This window comes from Paenibacillus sp. RC21 (assembly GCF_044907935.1).
GTDB lineage: Bacteria > Bacillota > Bacilli > Paenibacillales > Paenibacillaceae > Paenibacillus > Paenibacillus terrae_A.
The window spans coordinates 658,362-678,344 of sequence record NZ_JBIYCS010000003.1; the positions used below are offsets into that span (position 1 = coordinate 658,362).

Consider the following 19,983-nt stretch of genomic DNA (forward strand, 5'->3'; position numbering starts at 1 on the left):
AGAATTGTTTGATTAATACCGAATATTTTATAAACTGAATCGGATATCGAGGGAGCGCGAGCGTTTTGTCGCAATGGAATCTGTCATCTTTATCATAAAGGATGCAGAAGAAGATAAATTGATTGGATTCACACAATTATATCCTTCGTTTTCTTCTATCTCGATGGAAAGATCATGGATATTGAATGATTTATTTGTAAATGAAGATTAGGGGTAGTACCAGCGTAGCTGACACCACCCGCAAGCATTTGGATAAAAATGTTAAATTTGAGGAATCCCAAGTTAAATCATGAATCACGAACCGTGATTGTTTGATCCAAGGGGGGGGCCGAAATATTCGTTTGAAACGCAACAGCAAGAAAACGGCACGCATGAGTAAGTCAATAGCAACCGAAAGCCATACGCCAGCGATTCCCATCCCTAGATAAATGCATATCACGTAAACCCCTACAACGCGTATTAACTACTGCAGCAGTATCCCCCAAAGGATAAAGTCGTTTTATCTGAAGTAGGCGAAATTACCGATGAGTCTGAATTTCTGGGGAACATTTAAGAAGTGTCTCAACTCGGGACGGCCGACGTGGAATTGGCCAGCGGTGATAAAATTGCTGATGCTACGTTCCTTTTCCCTGGCTACTCCGGATCCCTATACGAAGATCGAGGAGCATAAGGGCTACTCTATTTTCCAGTATGGAATGGAGGATGGCTATAGGGTAGACTTTGGTACGAAACGCTCTATTGAGCTTCCCACGGTAGATGCAGCCAAGCAGCTGATCGATAATACTAATTAAACCAATAGAAGGTACTCCAATGCTGATAGATTAATGTAAGCAAGGAATGGATAATAAACGAAACGTTTTGATACTGGTAAGAGGCCCTCTTCGAATTGAAGAGGGCCTTTTCTTTTTGAAAAGACAACGAAACGATTGCCGGACTTATCCCTCCCAGAAAAAATTTAGACCCTGTAGCAACTATTGTCCCTGGTGGGGCAATGGTTAACCCGGGAAGGTGCACGTACCTGCCTTGGACGAATCGAGAGGCAGCTAAATAATCCAACCGGTTCGCTCGATGGGCATAAAATGACTCGATCAAGCCTCCAAGCCTGCGAGCTCCCCGCGTAACACGTTAGCCAGTTCTGCCTAATTTTTTGCGGTACTCATATTTTTTGAGATTTTTGGAATAAAATTTGAACTTTTCACTTTATTTAGATAACGGGAAAAACAGGCTCCTGAATGGTTAGACACAGTAGCGATGGAATCCTGGAATATACAGAATCGGAGGTGCTTATAAGGAAGGATACGATATGATTCATCAAAAAATTTAAAATTCTCGCATCTCTGTTAGGAGTCTTTAAAGATTTTGACAAAAGAATATTGTAACAAAATCATAATGAGGAGGAATACAAATGCAACAACAATGGATGGAGATGGTGAATCACGTAGTCGAATGGGGAAAGGGGATTCCTTGGTCCAAGGGTTTCCAGGGTGCGAAAGAAACGGTTGAATTCGCCTGCAGCTGCCTCTGTGTCCACCCGATTTAAACATGCAATCAAGAAGAAGTTTAAAGCGAAACACAAAGTATCGCAGACGCAACCGAAAATTACGCAAGTAAAGATTCAATTCAGCTATAATAATATGGCGCTTCGTCCTAGCAAAATAAAATCCCGCCAGTACTGGCGGGATTTTATTTATGCATCGATCTGAAGGAGGCATGCCCCCAACTGCAGGACATTATTCAGGTTTAAATTTGCTTTTCATTTCGACAATGAAAGACTCTAAGGCCTCCAGGGAGGGTGCTATTTTCCGGTAGCATAGATGGCGCTCGTGATAACATTGAAGAGATGATCGGTCCGTGGCGCGAATGAAGGTTGGCCGACAAGCCAGCCGAGCGCCGATATCAGGGCGAACAAGTCGTCCCCATTCATATCGGCGCGCGCCGTTCCCTCGGTCTGAGCTCGGAGCAATAGTCGCTCGCCCGCTGAGTGCACCGCTGCGCATGTAGCGTAAAGCGCGGAGTCCGGGTCCGCGTGGGCGCTCGCCATCAAGGCGACAACGCCGCTATAGCTTTGGACGAAAGCCACCTGTTCGCGAACCCAGGACACGAGCGCTTCGTCAGGTGGATTCGACGTTTCGAGTTCGCCTGCCTTCTGCGTCAGTGCCTCCAGATTCGTACGCAGCAACGCTTCGAACAAGGCTTCCCGCGTCGGGAAATGACGAAGCAATGTGGCCAACCCGACGTCGGCCCGGCGGGCGATATCTCGCATGGACGCATCGACACCATGCTCGGCGACGACGTCACGCGCGACTGCAAGTAGATGACTGTAATTTTTTCTGGCGTCGGCTCGCATCATGTTTTCACCCCACTCAAATAGCGAAAGCTTACTGTCACGATCAGGCGTTGATTTTCCCTGCGTTCCCGGTACGCGACTTTTCTCGGCATACGCCTAGTTATAACTTGATCTGTAAAAACCACAAAAAGATTTGTTTTTGGGACATTCCATCGAAAGCTAATATGTCTTTCAGTATCAAAGAGAATGGATCTTAACTGTTCTTCTAATCGGTATTGATCAGTGATCTCTCATTTCTTCCCAGCCAAGAAATTGAAACGTTAGTATTGCTTACGTAACATTATCCCTTAAGAATACCGAAGGCTAGCATGTGGTAAACCAGAAGCCAGGCTTTTATTATGAATCGAGGGCAGGCCGAATCCCTAAGGAGCCAGCCATGATCCAATATCAACTCCAATGTGCTGCATTATCATTATATCAAATTCAATCTTCCTCGTCAGTATCTCCATCATTTCTTCCTTGGTCGTCATAGCCTTTCAACTTTTGTCCAATTACATCATTTCGCACTTGTTCACGGATGGTGTTCCAGTCGGATGCAGGTAAATTTGTTTTAAAAACCCCGAAAGATGCACCAACAGTATTGGGAGTAGATGCGTTGGTAATAGGTGGTCTAGGTATGTTGCGGTTTTTCGTCGATTCTACGATCTACTTGAATTTTTTGATTTCATACCATCGAGCCAGCTGCAAGCGCGACGGGTGCAGGCCACGACCGAAGCTTCATCGTCTCGGCGTTCAAACCGTCCAGGCGTGAGCTGCGCAGCGCCTTAGCCCGACCCTCACGCCCGATCAGGTGCGCAAGCAGGAGTGCCATGGCCCGTCAGCTCCCCGAGTAGGACGTCAGACAGACCCACAAGCGCGCACACGCCAGATGATCGGCAAGCGTCTGTCTACCGGCGTCGCCCTCGCTTCAATCAAACTGTGGCTGCCCTTTGTCCACGAGGCAGGATTGCATCGGAATTTGCGATCACGATTCATCAGTCGAGCTTGACCAAATCCTTAAAGATCAGTTGACCCCAGCTATTTCCTCGCGCCTGCACAAGCAGTCCGCCTTCCGAAAGCCCGCCAAGTTTGATCGGCGCGAAACCGAGATTTTCCGCAAGCGCACCAATCTCCGCTGCTGCGCCGTCATCGTCGCTCGCCAGGAACACGACTCTCCTGCCACCATGAACGGCCGGATCTTGGTCAAGGACGGCAGCCACCAAATGGTTGAAGCCCTTGACCAATCGTCCACCAGTGAAGGCCTGCGCGACGAACTTGGAAGAAGGCTGTCCTCCCAGTTCCTCAGGGGGCACACCGTAGGCATTGGTCACATCGACGATGGTCTTCCCCTGCCAGGTGGGGAGCGCCTTCGCGACATCCGGGTGCGACTCGAAACGGACAGCCAAAAAGATGATGTCCGCCTTGACGGCGTCCGCCAATTTTTTGGGAATGATCTCTGGTCCGATCGCGGCCGCAGCGGATGCAAAGCTTTCCGGGTCGCGAGTGGTTGCAACGGATACTTCGATGCCGCTTCGGGCAAACGCCTTAGCAAGAGCCTGGCCGATCTTGCCGAAGCCAATAATTGCGTAGCTCATATATTCTTCTCCTTTGGTTTACCACGCCCTACGGGCTCCGAATATCGAATGGAGTGACCGGCCGGGCGTAGCGTGTCAGATTTGCGCTAGACCGCCGTCGACGGCGACCTCGCTGGCGGTCATGAAGCTGCTGTCCGATGATGCGAGAAAGGCGGCCACCGCCCCAATCTCCGCCGGATCAGCCATGCGCTGGAGCGGAGTCATCGAAGCGAAGACTTTTTGGCCCTCCTCGCCTAGCGATTCCTTCGCGAGCTCGGTTGCCGTCGCTCCGGGCGACAGCACGTTTACCCGGATGCCGGTGCCCTTCAGGTCCTCCGCCCAGGTCCGCGCGAGGTTGCGCACTGCCGCCTTACTCGCGCTGTAGGCGCTCATTGCCGGGGCGCCCGTGGTGCCAGCGCTCGATCCCGTTAGGATGATCGAACCGCCCTGGCCCATCAGCGGTAGCGCCTTCTGGACCGTGAAGATCGAACCCTTCACATTGGTGTCGAAGATTTCGTCAATGTGCTCAGCGGTGATCTCGCCGAGCGGAAGCTGGCTTCCCGCCCCGGCATTGGCGAAGACGATGTCGAGAGTTCCGCGCTCGGACTTCACCGCCGCGTAGAGTCGGTCGAGGTCGGCCAGATCGGAGACCGAGCCCTTCACCGCGCGGGCATTGGGCCCAAGGTCGGCCACAGCGGCGTCGAGCGCTTCCTGCCTGCGGCCGAAGATGAAGACGAAGGCGCCCTCCTCGATGAATCGCTTTGCTGCGGCGCGACCGATGCCGGTAGCGCCCCCCGTGATGACTGCAACCTTACCTTCAAGCTTTCCCATGAATTTTCACCCTTTCGTTGTGTTGGACAGCATCTCTGGCCCATTTGCACAGATTGCTGTATCTTATGGATTTCACTGATCCAGTCACCGATTACTGTATTCGGATCAGTGATCCAATTATAATGGATCACTGATCCGTTTGTCAAGGCAACCATGCGAGCTGACGCCAGGAAAAATTGCAGTCATCTACTTGGGGTAGTACCAGCGTAGATGACACCACCCGGTTAGTGGTGTCATTTATCGTTAGATCATTTGCCAAAGCAACCACTTCCTATCGAATGTAATTATCGCTTTATTTAGATCGGACAGTACCTTTTCTTGATTTCCGTGGTGTACAGCGTCCACAACGCAACTCTCCAAGTGATCCTTGAGGAGAAGTTTGGCCGGAATTTTATTATTATGATTTGACTTTATAGCTGTAATTACGTTATAAAATCGGTTATAATGAGGTAAGAATAAGTAAGGAGCCGTGCGCTAACACGGCTTCAGCATACAACAACTGCATAAAGAGCAGTCGGCCGCGTAAGATAAGGTCGGAAATAGACCGTTTTCCTTAGTCAGGGCGGTCTATTTCTTTTTCATGTAGGTAAGTAAAGCCAGAATGCCGAACATGAGCAACCTTTACTCCTCAGTTGTTCTCTTCCCCCAAACATATTTCATTATAAAAAATAGTATGGCCAGTACCATGAGAAGCAATGCGATCTGTAAGCCATAACGATGTATGAGTTCTCCTGCTGTTTGTACATGATCGCCGAAGAAATGTCCGAGTAAAAAGAAGATTAGCGTCCAGATCAAGCCTGTTGAGTAAGAGAACAGAGCATAACGCTTGAAGCTCATTTTATTGATTCCGACAATATAAGGGATGATGTGACGGACAATCGGCAGGAAATAACTAATGCAAATGGTGAAATTGCCATACTTATGTACCAAATTTTCCGAAAATGTAATGTACTTGTCCATTTTCTTTTTTCGTCGTAAACGATCCAGAACGGTTGTGCCCAAGAATCTTCCCAATACGTAGCCTAAGGACAAGCCCGATATAACCCCTAGATATACGATGAAAAAGGCGAGTAACGGTTGAAGTATTCCCATGCTGGTTACAGCCCCGCCAGTCATCACAATCACTTCGTCTGGAATGGGTAGCCCAACGATCCCGAGCCATAGGGAAAAAAATAATGCCGCATAGCCATACTGTTCGATGATGGAAATTAAATGTTCAACGTCCATAATCACTCCCCCTAATCATGCTTTCTTCCGGCATACATAGACGAACGCAGGTGGAATGTTCATAGGCACAAACTTGATTTCCTCAATATCAAACCATTCCTCTAATTGCTGTTTCATTTGCTTGGAATATTGAAAGGCGACAAACATTCCCTGATCCTTGAGCGATAGGTGAATCTGTTCTACAATTTGATCTCGCATCGCTTGGGGGAAATTAAAAAATGGCAGCCCGCTTATAATGCAGTCAAGCTGTTCAATTTCGGCATTTTGCATAGCACGTTGAAGCTCAAGGGAGTCGGAGTAACAAAGATAATTTGGAAATCTCTTTTTTAAATCTCGTCGCATTGTCTGATCCTTCTCAAAAAGCAGTACCTTGGTTTGTTCCCTTGCAGCAGATGGAATGTATTGAGTGATTGCCCCGGTACCAGCACCAAGCTCGGCAACACTATGAATTTCACTCCATGGAATGGATTCGATCATTTTTTTAGCTAGAAATCTGGAGCTTGGTGTTACACTACCCACATAGGCTGGCGAATGCAAAAATTTAAATAAGAATAGAAATCTCTCTTGAACCAAATGACTAATACGGATCATGAACCGTTCCCCTACTTTCGATTTTCTGAATACGTTCGTTTATTCTCTGCTAAGAGTAACAAATTATACCTTTGCTTGCTCCTGTCTGGAGTAGGGTTCATATCCCCGTCCTGAGACGGGGATTTTCCTTGACTATAGTCTAGGAAGCAGTGGGGAAATTATTCAGTTATCATTCAGCGTATCTTCAGGTTGCATTCAGTTTCGCTACCGATGAAAGAGGGGGGGGCAACTAAAAAAATGATGTACACTGAGAGGGGATCTACTTTGTCACTATCCATTAACAGGCATCTGATCACGACTTCCTATGATACCTCGAATACGGTGAAGTCCAACGAGACTGGATTAAATAACACAGGTAACACCACACACAAGAAATCGAGTGATTCACTCGAATTGAGCACGGAATTTATGGAATATGCGGGTGGAATGCAAACCTCGCTTCCTACGGAAAATTACAGTTATGATTACAAATACGACCAGGATAAGCTTACGTTGACTACGGATCAACAGAAAACGTTATTATCCGAGCTGCAAAGCTACCTGACCTCCTCAAGCGCCTTATCTGAAACAGATGAACCTACTAGAAGCAACACCAAGAACCCGCTGGCTTCGGTTACCGAGTTATTATCCAATCGGGATATTTCGACGATAACGGATGAGGAAGTATCGGATCTATTCGATAAAGTAGCAGAAACGATCCAGAATAATCGGCCTGCACCGCCGCCCAAAGATGACTCATTCCAGTCGGAAGTCAATAGCAGCGGTCTACCTCCTATGATGCAAGCGATGGGTGGAATTATGCCTCCGTTCGCATGGAATATCCAAGAGACCTCCAACCAAGAGGACAACAGCACTACATCTGACAAGGAACTTACCGTAGATGAAAAAAGATCTCTCCTGAGTGACTTGCAAAGTATTTTGAGTTCCAGTCTGGTGTCCGGCTCGACGTCTTCAGAGGATGATCAAGCAACGGATCTGTTGTCTGCATTAAAAAACGCATGGGGCAGTACGGACGAATCGAATGCGACAGATGAGGAAATATCGGCTTTATTTGATAAAATCGCTAAAGTTTTTGAACAATCTGTTTCATCATCTTCATAGTCATACTTTGCAATACCATTACTTAGAGTATAGTTAGCCCACAACTGTAAACACATACTATTATAAAGGCGGAATCTTTTATGAACATTTCATCGACATCCAGCAGTTCTATATCTATTGCAAGCACCTCATCTTCATCGAGTACCAATGATACAGCTAGTCTGGAAAAGCAAAAAGCTCAACTTGAAGCGGAGTACAACAAGGTACAGCAAAGTAAGGATAATAAAGACACAATAGAAACAAAAATGAAGCAGCTTCAGCAGCAAATTAAACAAATTGAAGCGCAAATTGCCCAGCAGAGCTCTCAATCCACCGGCACGTCAACTCCAAAAGCGCAACAGCCAGCTCTACCAAGCAACACGGAAACCACTCGTGTCAACACTGCTAACAGTAGCGACATTACCGGTGTTGGGAAGTCATTGGATATTTCAATCTAATCAAACTTTCTCTTCTCATTTTACGGCAGACAATAGACAACAGAAGACAGCAGTTAGCAGGCTCTCCGCCTCACCGGGGGGCCTGTTTTTTTAGCATTCAGCAAACCTTCAGTAAGCACTCATTTTATTTTCAATCTAGTGTTCTAAAATGAGTTTGTAGCCGATAAGGACAAGCAATTCACTCCTTATAAGCTCCCTGACACCTTGTAGAACCATCAAGTCTATGCATACAGGCTTCACCAAAAAATACTCTATGAAAAGGGATGGATTTTATGAAAAAGAAATTGAATGTAATCGCTACGGCTGTACTGCTGGCTTCCATTACTGCATCGTATGCTTATGCCAGCTCATCGACGGACGGGACGACCGCTACTTCTACTTCATCATCTGTAACAGCCACTCAAGAGGATCCCGCTACAGTAACTTCCACAGACACCAGTACCACAGGTACTAGCGCAACCGTAGAAGCCCCACCGGAAGGAACGCCTCCGGATGGCGAGCCACCCAGCGGACAACCAGGTGAAGGCTCGGACAGCTATACAGATAACGGAACAGCAAAATACACACAAAGCAGTAAAAGTGTAACCCTGTCCAAGCAGACGATTGCTGCGGATCAGGCAGATCAGTCGATTGTCAAAGTAACGGACAGTGGAAAATTAACACTTTCCAAATCCACTCTGACTAAAAAAGGCGCTACCTCATCGGACGATTACAGTAACTTTTACGGCCTGAACGCCGGGGTTTTAGCTGCTTCTGCCAGCACCATTCAGTTGTCGGATTCCACTATTAAAACGGATGCCAACGGAGCCAATGCGGTGTTTGCAACAGGAGAAGGCTCTACCATTAATGTAAAAGATGTTACCATTCAAACCAGCGCCGACTCCTCGCGTGGACTGGATGCTACCTTGAAGGGAACGGTTCATGCAACGAATATCAAAATCCAAACGGCTGGTGAGCATTCCGCCGCTATTGCGACAGACCGGGGTAACGGTACGATTAATGTGACCAAAGCAACGGGCAAAACAACAGGAAAAGGTTCCCCAGGCATCTATTCGACAGGTACGATTACTGTATCCAATTCGGATTTGAAAGCAACCGGATCGGAAGCGGCTGTCATTGAGGGTAGAAACAGCATTACGGTCAATAACACCAGCCTGTCTGGAGATGTAGATCGTGGCGTCATGCTGTATCAAAGCTTTTCGGGCGATGCCGAGGTCGGAACCAGCGTCTTTACGATGAATGATGGTACATTGACGGCTAAGGCGGGTCCGATCTTCTATTCTACCAATACAGAAGCTGTGGTTAACCTGAAAGGGGCCAAATTAAAAGGAAATACAGAAGTATTGCTGAACGCTGCTGCTGACAAGTGGGGAACCACAGGTTCAAACGGGGCGAATGTGACACTGAACGCAGATAACCAAACATTGCCAGGCAGCATCACTGCGGATAAAATCAGTTCCATTACAGCTAATCTGAAAAACAAGACAACCCTGAAAGGTTCTATAAATTCGGAAAACACAGCTAAATCGGTTACTTTAACCTTGGACAAAACGAGCAAATGGGTCGTTACAGCGGATTCCTATCTAACCTCTTTGACAGACAGCGACATTAAGCTCTCAAACATCGTGGATAACGGACACACCATCTATTATGATGCAAGTGCGAGTGCAAATAGCTGGTTGAATGGGGAGACCATTACTTTGTCTGGCGGCGGCAAGCTGACTCCAGTCAGTGCCTCATAAGTAGCTCGTTTGATAGAGCTGTTAGTTGAATCTATAAAAAAGATTGTGTTAAAATAGCTAAAGCCCATGTTGGATTCTTCCGTGCATGGGCGTATTTGTTTTAAATAATAAGAGCATTCATCTTAAAATCGTTGACATAATCATTTATATTTGCAGGAACAGGAGATTAACAATATTGACTCGAGTACAAGCACAACCAAATGAGAACGCATGGATTGCGAAATGGGAGTCAACTCAGCCGTTAACTGATAAATGGCTTACCGTAGGAGAAATACATTATTTTCTTAGCCATGCACTGATTCTCATTACAGACGGGCAAGCGGTTTGGAATATTAATGGGCAGCATGTCCATGTTGCATTTGGGTATTTGATTGCAATCGAAAAGGGATCGTTGATTGAGGTTCTAGAGGGTGGGAATCTTGATCTGGCTGGCTGGAAAATTCAGTTTGATACGTATTCTTTCCACCAAGAACGAGAAATCATGAAATTTGAATGGCATGTACCTACCGGGGAAGCCTATCAAAAAGTGCAGTTAACCCGCGGTTTTTTAGCGAGTATACGTGACCGTTTGAGTGAAGAACAAGTTTGTGATGGAATTAGTGAGATGATGGTTGAGAATCAACATCTTTTGTATGGATTATTGAAGAATTTATATCATAAACAGCCAACTGAGCAGCAGACCACTGAAAATGGAATTATACGTTCAATCACCTATATGCAAGAACATTACGATGAAGTGATTACACGTGAGCAATTAGCACAGATGGCAGGCATAAGTCAGTGGCATTATTCTCGGAAATTTAGTGAATTATGTGGCCAACCTCCTCTAGAGTATCTAGCGAAATACAGGATTTATCGCGCACAAGAAGAGCTGTTATTAACTTCAGCGAAATCTCAAGAGATTGCTAAAAAAGTAGGTTTTGAGGATGCTCATTATTTTAGCCGCCGCTTCAAACATTTTACAGGTGTGTCGCCAAGAAATTATGTTCGAACCTTGGAGCAACGCAAAATTTTATCGATATCACCGCTTTGTGCTGACGTTTTAATTGAATTAGGCATCATACCATATGCGGTTATGGTCACCCCCCTGCTATTACCACAGCATCAACGGCAATTATTTGAGAAACATCAAGTAGAATTGCTGGAAGTACCACAATACGATATGAATATAACTTTAATTCAACAAAAGAAGCCGGAGCTGATTATTGGACATCTGTTAACGGAAGATATAAAGAAGAAATTGCGCACAATCGCACCCATTATCACAGGTCTTACCATCAATTTGGATGTTTTGCTTGATCAATTTGCAGCCTTATTTAATAAAAAGGCAGCAGCAGAAAAGCTCCAGGCTCAAATGGAAGAAGTAGTGAGAGCAGCAAGAAAACAATTAAAAAGAATAGTAGAATCCTCTGCTACAGTCATGGTTCTAAGAGTAGAACCCTTTGGATATCGATATCTTGGGGGATATTCAAGCGAGGTATCTCAATTGCTGTATCAGAAGTTAGGACTATCACTCCCAGAACCGCTAAAGGCGGGAGAAGCATGGTTTAATCCATGTTCCCTTGAGCAACTACTTATGGCTAATCCTGACTATCTATTTGTGGAGAAACGTGTGATGGAGAATTTCAGCGCAGAGGAAAATATGAAGAAACTCATGGAGAGCAGTCAGTGGGAAAATGTAAGAGCAGTTAAAGATCATCGGGTGTTCTATATAGATACGAGTCTGTGGGTGGATGGTAGTGGAGTTGTCGGGTATACGATGATTATGGATCAAATCGTGAGCAGTTTAATGGATTCACCAAATAATAGAGCACAATAATCCACTTCAATACGCACTGTTAGCTATGGAAGGATATCTTCTTATTTGATAATCTTTGATAATGATAATTATTATCAATAGAAGAGAGGGCCATCATGTCAAAACGGGCGATGATACGATTGGGAACCGTACTGTTAGCTTTTACCTTCGTATTAGCAGCGTGTTCCAATGCATCAAATCAGAAGGAAGCGGCTTCTTCCGTAGAGAATCAGGAGAGCAGTGGAACAAGAGTCGTGAAGGATGCTTTTGGAGATGTGACGATCCCATCTCATCCGAAAAATATGCTTGTTATGAGTTCCAAATATGCAGAGTATTTAATTGAAATGGGAATTACGCCACAAATGGTTTCATTTGTTCCCGAAATAGAACCGGCTTATCGTCTGCCATATTTTGAAAAGCATGGAGTTAAAATGATTCAAGAGCAACAGTATCAAATGAATTATGAAAAATTGCTTAATTTATCGCCGGATTTGATTATCACACAAGGAGAGGGGATGGATGCACAAGTATATGAAAAGGTATCCAGGATTGCTCCAACTATTGCTTTACAGGCAGGTAGTGGCATGTATGACGCAATGCCCAAATTAGCAGACCTCTTCGATAAGAAGATAGAATCCGAAAAGGTATTAGCTGAATTTAGTGAGAAGGCGACAAGGGCGAGAGAAAAAATTCATCAAGCTATTGGGAATAAAACGGTGCTTATTCTTCGAGTAGACCCAAAACAATACCGTTATTTAGGATCACAAGCTGGCGAGAGCAGTGAATTCTTTTATAAAACACTTGGGCTAAAAATCCCTGAAATATTTAAAGACTCAAAAGACTGGTTTACACCATTTTCACTAGAGATTTTACCTGAAATCAAACCGGATTTTGTTTTCCTTGAGAAGAGAATGATACAAAATTATAATAGTGCAGATTCACTGAAAAGTTTGGAAGAAAGTCCGTTATGGAAGAACATGGACGCAGTTAAAAATAACCATGTATTTCCACTAAAAACAAGTGATTTCGTTGAAGGTGAAGGTCCAATTGGATCAAGTCTGCTTATTGACTATATCGTAGAAAAGTTGGTGCCTTAAATGAATACAGTGCAACGGGATATTTACGATATCACCATTATTGGCGGCGGCCCTGCTGGTATGTATGCTGCTTTTTATAGTGGAATGAGAGCGATGCGTACCAAATTAATTGACGCTAAACAGGAGCTAGGCGGATTTATGCGTACATATCCTGAGAAATTAGTCTGGGATGTGGGCGGAGTAGGTCCGATACGATGTGAAAGATTAATTGATGCTTTGGAGAGACAAGCGAAAACATTTGATCCCACCATTGTGTTAGGTCAGGAAATCGCACATTTTGAACGTCATGATGATGTCTTTGTACTGACATCAAAAACGGGTGAATGCCACTACACACGTACTATATTATTATGTGCTGGAAGAGGAATGACACAAGTTCAAAAGCTGGATGTTGAAGGGGCCAATCGGTATGAATTGACGAACCTTCATTACGTGATTACAGATTTGTCCAGATTTAAAGATAAGCGAGTTCTGATTTCAGGGGGCGGAGATTCTGCGGTTGATTGGGCGAATGAAATGGTAAAGCTGGCCAAAGAAGTTATTGTGGCTCATAGACGAGATGAATTTACTGCACATGAACTGCCTGTAGCCCAAATGAAAGCATCCGCTAAGGTCATGACACCGTACATGATAGATTGCTTATATGGTACGGGGGATTCTATTCAAAGCGTGTCTCTCAAGCATATCAAGACCGGTGCTATAGAGCAGGTTGAAGTAGATGAAGTTGTAGTCAGTCATGGATTTGATCGTGATTTTGGTGATGTATTGAAATGGGGACTAGACAGGGAAGATTATGGTGTCTCTGTTGATGCTCGAATGCGTACAAGCATTCCGGGAATCTTTGGGGCTGGAGACTTTATCACCTATGGCAGTAAGGTTCGTTTAATTGCAGGAGCATTTAATGATGCCGTATTAGCCGTAAATAGTGCTAAGCTCTATCTGGAACCAACCGCTTTAGATATGGCTGGTGTTTCGTCTCATCATTCTGCCTTCTTTGGAAAAAATAAAGCGATCTTACAAGGTTGATAAGAGATCACAGTAATTGACGAGATTTTTCTCGAATCATTACTGTGATCTTTTTGGTGTAATAAGAAAAATGAGAAGGTGACTTTACATGGAAATATTTATACAATATAAAACAGTAACTACGATGAAGCTTAACGTGAAAATCTTATTTCAAGCGATTATAAATTTTAATTTTAAATTGGAGGATTTATGCCATGACGCTGGAACCTCAAATGAGTCGAAGCAGTAAGGATGAAGCGCGATTTGTCAGGAACAAACTGATTGAATTTAACGCAAAACACATACCTGAAGATATCCAAACCCGATATGAGGAGATCAATCTTACCCTCAAAAACGACGATGGTCAGGTGATCGGTGGTCTTTTAAGTGTGCTGTGCTGGAACTGGGTGGAGGTAGATATTTTGTGGATAGATCAGAGCTACAGAGGGAAGGGCTATGGTTCACAATTGCTTGGTGAGATCGAACAAATCGCCAAAGATAAAGGGTGTACCTTTATACAACTCAACACATTTACTTTTCAAGCACCCGATTTTTATGAAAAGTATGGGTACGAAGTGATCGGCGTCATTGATGATGCCCCCCGAGGCTTTAAGCACTATTATTATAAGAAAAACATCTAGCGAGGACTCTAATATATGCGGCTAAAGGGAGTTATACTATAAAGAATAGGGATAAAGAAAGGTATGATCGGATTGACGACGGAAGTAACACACAAAATATATACCATGTGCATGATTCAGGATGGAACCAAGGTACTGCTCCTCAACAGACCGGATAAAAAGGGCTTTCCAGGTTACATCGCGCCAGGAGGGAAAGTAGAATTTCCAGAGAGCATTGTGAATGGGGCCATTCGTGAAGTGAAGGAAGAAACAGGATTAACCGTAACGGAAATTGTATTTAAAGGAATTGACGAATTTTGTGACCCTAGCAAAGGGTTAAGATACATGGTATTTAACTATTTGGCTACTGCGAGTGAAGGGGAGCTGCTAAAAAATCCTCCAGAAGGAGAACTGCTATGGGTGGATATGGAGGAAGCGCTCGATCTGCCGATGCAGGATTGGTTTAAACAGAGATTCCCATTGTTTTTCGCTCCCGGAACCTTTGAGGTGAGCCAGGTGTGGATACAGGACACGAATGAAACTTTGGAAGCAACGGTCAAAAACTATGGGGTGTAGAGATGACGACGACCATTTATTTTTCCTCTAACCGGTTGGGGGAGGTAGCAGATGATCAATTACAGAGGATGCTGGATCGTTTCAATCTGGGTCGCCTGCGATCTTCGGGGAAAACGGCAGAAGGCGTCATGGGACAAACCCTCTATATTTCTTCGACGGCTGGACAATTTGTATTGAAGGGCAACCCGCTTTTTCAAGGGCAATGGGTGGAAGAGCAGTTTATAGTGGAGCAGCTACATACAAGGACCCAAATTCCTGTGCCTGCACCGTATCTTGTGGATGAAACCGAGGATATTTTTGGCTGGAGCTATGCTGTTATGCCTTGTTTAGACGGTCAGCATATACATACGCCCGAGCTGCAAGCGAGACTGACACCGCCTGGTCAACAACAGATGGCTGAAATGCTGGCTACTGTACTACTGGAGCTTCATAGCTGGAAGGTTGAGAACAGTGGAGAGCTGGATACAATCAGTCTGGCTATTCGTCCTTTTGATGTCTCTTATCGGGCGTGGTTATATGGACGTATCCGTTACTGGCTAGAGGATGCCCGAAAATACTCAGACATTTCTGCACAGGACATAGCATGGGTAGAGTGTATTTTGGAAGGCTCACGCCAAGCATTCGATCAACTGGATACCAACACATTTGTAATGGGAGATTTTAAACCGCAAAATTTCCTTGTTAAAAACGGCGATGGTGGTTGGAGAGTCAGTGGGCTTTTTGATTTTACGACAGCCTATTTTGGTGACGGGGTTGCAGACCTTCCGAAAATAACCATAATGTATCTGGAGAATGGAGAGGAAGAGCTGGCCAGACGTTTTCTTACAGCTTACTTGAAAGGGATGGAAGATAAAAAAGGATTTGTAGAACGCTTCCAGGTGCATATGCTGCATCAGCAGATTTTAAATTGGGGCTGTGCCAAAGCGATGAAGCAGGTCACTTGGGATGACAAGCAATCTTTTACAGATTGGGCCCGTAAATTCACGGATATTGAGATATATGAACACTAGGCAAGAAGAATTGCGAGTTTAATAGGAGGAAGTGATAGGCGTGCAAACAGTGAGCTTGGTAAAGCCGGAAAGTGTATGGAAGGAAGCTTATCTTTCTTTTTATGAGGAATGGAAACAGAGTCAGGAGCTTATGGTACCGTGGGTAATTTCTACAGAACCGTATGATTTTGAAGGTATGCTGACGTTTTTGAGCAATCAGGAAAATGGAATTGGTCTGTCGGAAGGCTGGGTCAAAACCTCAACGTATTGGCTTGTGACTGCAATTGAGCAGGTCGTCGGAGTGGTAAACATCAGGCATGAGCTTAACGAAAAGCTGTTAAATACCGGAGGGCATATCGGCTACGGTATCCGTCCTTCCGCACGGGGGAATAGCTACGCTGTTACTATGCTTGCGTTGGCACTGGAAAAAGCAAAAGAGCTGGGGATTTCCAGAGCTTTGGTCGTATGCGACTCCGATAATATCGCCTCCAAAAAAACAATCCTTGGCAACGGAGGAACACCGGATCAGGATTACGTTGATGAAGATGGAAATCGTATGAATCGATTTTGGATAGAACTGTAAGTGGATTTTCGCATATACGCTTGCTCATACATGGGTCTGAATTCTCCACGGTTATTCGGAGACACCTTGCTATAACGTCCGATTCTGCCGTTGGAATCTGTTATATTGGCATTAAACGGAACCGAGTATCCCAAATAAAGATTTTGCGAAGTCGTGGTATACAACAAGAAAGTAAGAAGGAGGGTAGCGCGAAAAGCTTATGAAATTACAGCCTGAATATGCGCAAAACATCATTGTGGGTGTCATTTTTGAAGGACAATGGAACTGGTATGTGACCGAAAGAGAGTATTGGTTTCTGAATACAGAAATGGAGGAACGGTTTGGTATTCCCATTTTGGATGAAACAACGGCAGGAGCATTTTTGGGGCATATCTGTGAATATAGAGTAGCTGCTGATGAACTAACCTTACTGCTCAGTATGCTGGCTGATGCCATTGAGCATAAGGATGAGGTGTTAGAGTTCTGCCCTGCGCTGTATGTTGATTTTGACCAGAAAATTCTCTATTCGCTGTTTCCAGAGCCAGCATCGTTTGAGCATTATGTTCCAGCGGGATGGAATGGGGAATATCAAAACTTTTTGAACGAGGTGTCTCCGTCTGAGCGGTATTGGATTATAGATGGGAAGTCATTTTTTGAAAAATTCATATGAGAGGAGCAGGAATAATATGGATTCTTCCATACATGAGTTTAAAATCATCTCCAAGCACAGAATGAACGATCAATACTTGGTAAAGCTGCGGGCCTGCGTCGAGGTTTTGGACGAACAGGTGCTGTGGCAGGTTGGTGAAGGGGAAACGAACAGTATAGGTGGTATTATCAATCATATCATGGTGCATGTGCGTAGAAACGCAGCTAAGCTCATAGATCCGACGATTACATATAAGCAAGGGATGGAGGATAGCTTCACACCTTCGCTACAAGACAAGGTGCAGCTTATGGTTGAGGTGGAAGAGGCTTTTTCATCCTTCTGCGCAGCATTGGACAACACAGGCGCGATAGATATGTACAATGTTTACCATGTGGTGGAGCATACGGCTTATCATCTGGGGCAGATCATAGACCGCGCACAGAGACTGGCAAATTACCGTTTTCAATTTGTACAGACAGGACTTAATGAGAAGGCGTTACGTGCTATAGTGCAGCAATTCCTGAATACCTCAGAAAAATGAGAGAAACAACAGCCATATATACCGTATAAAAATGTAGTTCCAAGGTCACAAAAACTCCCGAAGCGGATATGTTTTTAATTCTTAATTGATATTGATAATTATTATCAATTATAATAGGAGCAGACATATCACGCTAAGGTAGGGAGAGTTGCAGAGTGAAAGAGTCCTTGGAATTATATGATGTAACGATAATCGGCGGTGGTCCTGCCGGTATGTATACCGCATTTTACAGCGGAATGAGAGATATGAAGACCAAGCTGATCGAAGCCAAGCATGAGCTGGGCGGACGGATGCGCATTTACCCGGAGAAGATGATTTGGGATGTTGGAGGTGTCACGCCGATATTATGTGAAAAGCTGATTGATCAGCTAGAGCAGCAGGCGCGGACGTTCGAGCCTACGATTGTGCTGGGACAGCAGATCACAGGTTTGGATCGGCAAGAGGATGGAACCTTCCTATTGACCTCTGCGACAGGGGAACAGCATTGGACACGTACGGTGGTGCTGGCAGTAGGCTATGGCATTCTCAAAATGGCCAAGCTGGAGATTGAAGGAGCTGACCGCTATGAGGTTACAAACTTGCATTATACTGTGCAAGAATTGGAGCCGTTCCGAGGCAAGCATGTCCTGATTTCCGGAGGAGGCGACTCGGCTGTGGATTGGGCGAATGAGCTGGAATCTATTGCCGCAAGTGTGACAGTAGTCCATCGTCGAGAGCATTTTGGCGGTCACGAGAAAAATATAGTTCGCATGAAGGCGTCTTCTGTTCATGTCCTCACACCTTACGCGGTGAGCCAATTGCATAGTAATAATGGCGAGACGATTGAACAGGTGACGATCAGTCATGTAGAGACGGGTGAAACACAAGTATTGAACGTCGATGCAATCATTGTGAACCATGGTCTGAAATCGGATTTTGGCCCGCTTCGGGATTGGGGACTGGATATGGGTGAGTGGCATGCCAGAGTGAGTGAGAAGCTGGAAACGAATCTGCCAGGGGTTTTCGGCGCAGGCGATTTTGTCGAGTACGGAAGCAAGCTGTATCTGATTGCGGGTACGTTTACGGATGCTGCCCTTGCGCTGAATAGCGCCAAGCTGTACATTGATCCCGCAGCAGATAAAGTGGCCTATGTATCTTCCCACAACAGCCGTTTCAAGGAAAAAAACCGCGAGCTTGGTGTCGTGGAGTAAGATACGTAAATAAGTCTGATAGGATAGAGATAGGATAGGCAAAACGCAAAAGAACTTCCGAGACCACTGTTGATGTGGAATTGGTAGTTCTTTTTTGTACGGTCACTAACTCCATCACAAAGGTTGGATGCCATACACCATATAGAATAAAATAGAGATAGCCTGTCCTTTTCGGCCTTATATAGCAGATTTTGAGTAGAAAGATAAGGAGCGGTGTACCCTTTTGGGACATATGGGTATGAGCTAGCAACCGGGCGATTAAAGCTGGCAGCCCGTAAGGCGCTTTCTATGATCCGCAGTAAGCAAATGATTAGGTAAATGAACAAGCGTTAGAAATTAAAATAACTCGCCTTGGAATACAAGGGTGGAGCAGAAGGTGACTTATGGAGAAACGAACGGAGCAACAGGAAGCTATTTTGGCAGATATTATTCAACAGGCAGAACCTTTTGTACAGCAGCAGTTGGAGCATGACCACAGCGGTCACGATTGGTGGCACATTGACCGGGTGAGAAAGCTCTCCCTCGAAATTGCTGCCAAAGAAGGCGCAGATACGTTTATTTGTGAACTGGCAGCGCTGCTGCATGATGTAGCGGATGAAAAATTAAACGACTCCAAACAAGCGGGACTCGACAAAGTGGAGCACTGGCTGCGTCTGCATGTAAGCGATCCGGGCGTGATTACGCATGTGATGACCATTATCGGTACGATGTCCTATAATGGTGGACAAAATCCACCTATGGATACGCTGGAAGGTCAGGTTGTGCAGGATGCAGATCGGTTGGATGCACTTGGAGCGATTGGCATCGCGAGGACTTTTATGTATGCAGGCTCCAAAGGCAGCATGATGCATCACCCCGAAAAGGATTTTTCACAGTATGATTATCGTGCTGCGGGAAAAAGTGCCATATACCATTTTTACGAAAAGTTGTTAAAGCTCAAGGATTTAATGAATACAGCTTACGCTAAAGAACTGGCGGCTGTCCGGCATCAATGGATGGAGATGTTTTTGGAGCAGTTTTATAGAGAGTGGAATGTGGATGATAAATAAGGATTTCAATAAGGCTGTTACCTCTAACCGAGTGTATCGGAGGGGAAGCAGCTTTTTTTATATATAAATGTCATATTG

Annotated in this window: 21 protein-coding genes; 16 read left to right on the forward strand and 5 right to left on the reverse strand. The window is 45.0% G+C overall.

Annotated features, from left to right (window positions below; genetic code table 11):
- Positions 1-524: 524 nt before the first annotated feature.
- The gene (locus ABIA61_RS12800) at positions 525-791 is read left to right on the forward strand and encodes a hypothetical protein (RefSeq protein ID WP_404519944.1); all 267 of its coding nucleotides are present in this window, start codon (positions 525-527) and stop codon (positions 789-791) included.
- Positions 792-1,405: 614 nt separating this feature from the next.
- Positions 1,406-1,540: a hypothetical protein gene (locus tag ABIA61_RS12805; protein ID WP_014277671.1), complete on the forward strand. Its 135-nt coding sequence runs from the start codon at positions 1,406-1,408 to the stop codon at positions 1,538-1,540.
- A 255-nt stretch (positions 1,541-1,795) separates the two neighbouring features.
- Here the strand turns inward: ABIA61_RS12805 and ABIA61_RS12810 are convergent, their stop codons facing one another.
- From ABIA61_RS12810 to ABIA61_RS12830, 5 genes are all read right to left on the reverse strand, one after another.
- Positions 1,796-2,350: a TetR/AcrR family transcriptional regulator gene (locus ABIA61_RS12810; protein WP_283655162.1), complete on the reverse strand. Its 555-nt coding sequence runs from the start codon at positions 2,348-2,350 to the stop codon at positions 1,796-1,798.
- A gap of 971 nt (positions 2,351-3,321) precedes the next feature.
- Positions 3,322-3,921, reverse strand: a complete 600-nt coding sequence (locus ABIA61_RS12815) for an NADPH-dependent F420 reductase (protein ID WP_137063209.1) — start codon at positions 3,919-3,921, stop codon at positions 3,322-3,324.
- A gap of 75 nt (positions 3,922-3,996) precedes the next feature.
- The gene (locus tag ABIA61_RS12820) at positions 3,997-4,731 is read right to left on the reverse strand and encodes an SDR family NAD(P)-dependent oxidoreductase (RefSeq protein WP_283655163.1); all 735 of its coding nucleotides are present in this window, start codon (positions 4,729-4,731) and stop codon (positions 3,997-3,999) included.
- 621 nt (positions 4,732-5,352) lie between these two features.
- Positions 5,353-5,958 carry a DedA family protein gene (locus ABIA61_RS12825; protein ID WP_283655164.1) on the reverse strand — a complete coding sequence of 202 codons (606 nt, stop codon included), beginning with the start codon at positions 5,956-5,958 and terminating at the stop codon, positions 5,353-5,355.
- A gap of 15 nt (positions 5,959-5,973) precedes the next feature.
- Entirely contained in the window at positions 5,974-6,549 is a 576-nt protein-coding gene (locus ABIA61_RS12830; protein WP_283655165.1) for a class I SAM-dependent methyltransferase, read from the reverse strand.
- Positions 6,550-6,813: 264 nt separating this feature from the next.
- Here ABIA61_RS12830 and ABIA61_RS12835 point away from each other — a divergent pair, with 264 nt between their 5' ends.
- From ABIA61_RS12835 to ABIA61_RS12900, 14 genes are all read left to right on the forward strand, one after another.
- A complete protein-coding gene (locus tag ABIA61_RS12835) occupies positions 6,814-7,650 on the forward strand; it encodes a hypothetical protein (protein WP_283655166.1) in 837 nt (278 codons plus the stop codon).
- An 80-nt stretch (positions 7,651-7,730) separates the two neighbouring features.
- Positions 7,731-8,087: a FlxA-like family protein gene (locus ABIA61_RS12840; RefSeq protein ID WP_283655167.1), complete on the forward strand. Its 357-nt coding sequence runs from the start codon at positions 7,731-7,733 to the stop codon at positions 8,085-8,087.
- 272 nt (positions 8,088-8,359) lie between these two features.
- Complete coding sequence (locus ABIA61_RS12845) at positions 8,360-9,829, forward strand: hypothetical protein (RefSeq protein ID WP_283655168.1); 1,470 nt, start codon at positions 8,360-8,362, stop codon at positions 9,827-9,829.
- Positions 9,830-10,004: 175 nt separating this feature from the next.
- Positions 10,005-11,648 (forward strand): helix-turn-helix domain-containing protein, encoded by a 1,644-nt coding sequence (locus ABIA61_RS12850; protein WP_283655169.1) that lies wholly within the window; start codon positions 10,005-10,007, stop codon positions 11,646-11,648.
- A gap of 95 nt (positions 11,649-11,743) precedes the next feature.
- Positions 11,744-12,724, forward strand: coding sequence for an ABC transporter substrate-binding protein (locus ABIA61_RS12855; protein WP_283655170.1), 981 nt, complete (start codon positions 11,744-11,746; stop codon positions 12,722-12,724).
- The gene (locus tag ABIA61_RS12860; RefSeq protein ID WP_283655171.1) at positions 12,725-13,750 is read left to right on the forward strand and encodes an NAD(P)/FAD-dependent oxidoreductase; all 1,026 of its coding nucleotides are present in this window, start codon (positions 12,725-12,727) and stop codon (positions 13,748-13,750) included.
- A 194-nt stretch (positions 13,751-13,944) separates the two neighbouring features.
- Complete coding sequence (locus ABIA61_RS12865; protein ID WP_283655172.1) at positions 13,945-14,370, forward strand: GNAT family N-acetyltransferase; 426 nt, start codon at positions 13,945-13,947, stop codon at positions 14,368-14,370.
- A gap of 63 nt (positions 14,371-14,433) precedes the next feature.
- The gene (locus tag ABIA61_RS12870; protein WP_283655173.1) at positions 14,434-14,925 is read left to right on the forward strand and encodes an 8-oxo-dGTP diphosphatase; all 492 of its coding nucleotides are present in this window, start codon (positions 14,434-14,436) and stop codon (positions 14,923-14,925) included.
- A 2-nt stretch (positions 14,926-14,927) separates the two neighbouring features.
- A complete protein-coding gene (locus tag ABIA61_RS12875) occupies positions 14,928-15,935 on the forward strand; it encodes a phosphotransferase family protein (RefSeq protein ID WP_283655174.1) in 1,008 nt (335 codons plus the stop codon).
- Positions 15,936-15,975: 40 nt separating this feature from the next.
- The gene (locus ABIA61_RS12880; protein WP_283655175.1) at positions 15,976-16,497 is read left to right on the forward strand and encodes a GNAT family N-acetyltransferase; all 522 of its coding nucleotides are present in this window, start codon (positions 15,976-15,978) and stop codon (positions 16,495-16,497) included.
- 199 nt (positions 16,498-16,696) lie between these two features.
- On the forward strand, positions 16,697-17,146 hold the full coding sequence (locus ABIA61_RS12885; protein ID WP_283655176.1) for a hypothetical protein: 450 nt from the start codon (positions 16,697-16,699) through the stop codon (positions 17,144-17,146).
- Positions 17,147-17,162: 16 nt separating this feature from the next.
- A complete protein-coding gene (locus ABIA61_RS12890) occupies positions 17,163-17,666 on the forward strand; it encodes a DinB family protein (RefSeq protein ID WP_283655177.1) in 504 nt (167 codons plus the stop codon).
- Between the two features lie 155 nt (positions 17,667-17,821).
- A complete protein-coding gene (locus tag ABIA61_RS12895) occupies positions 17,822-18,856 on the forward strand; it encodes an NAD(P)/FAD-dependent oxidoreductase (RefSeq protein ID WP_283655178.1) in 1,035 nt (344 codons plus the stop codon).
- A gap of 383 nt (positions 18,857-19,239) precedes the next feature.
- Entirely contained in the window at positions 19,240-19,905 is a 666-nt protein-coding gene (locus tag ABIA61_RS12900) for an HD domain-containing protein (protein ID WP_283655179.1), read from the forward strand.
- Positions 19,906-19,983: the final 78 nt, after the last annotated feature.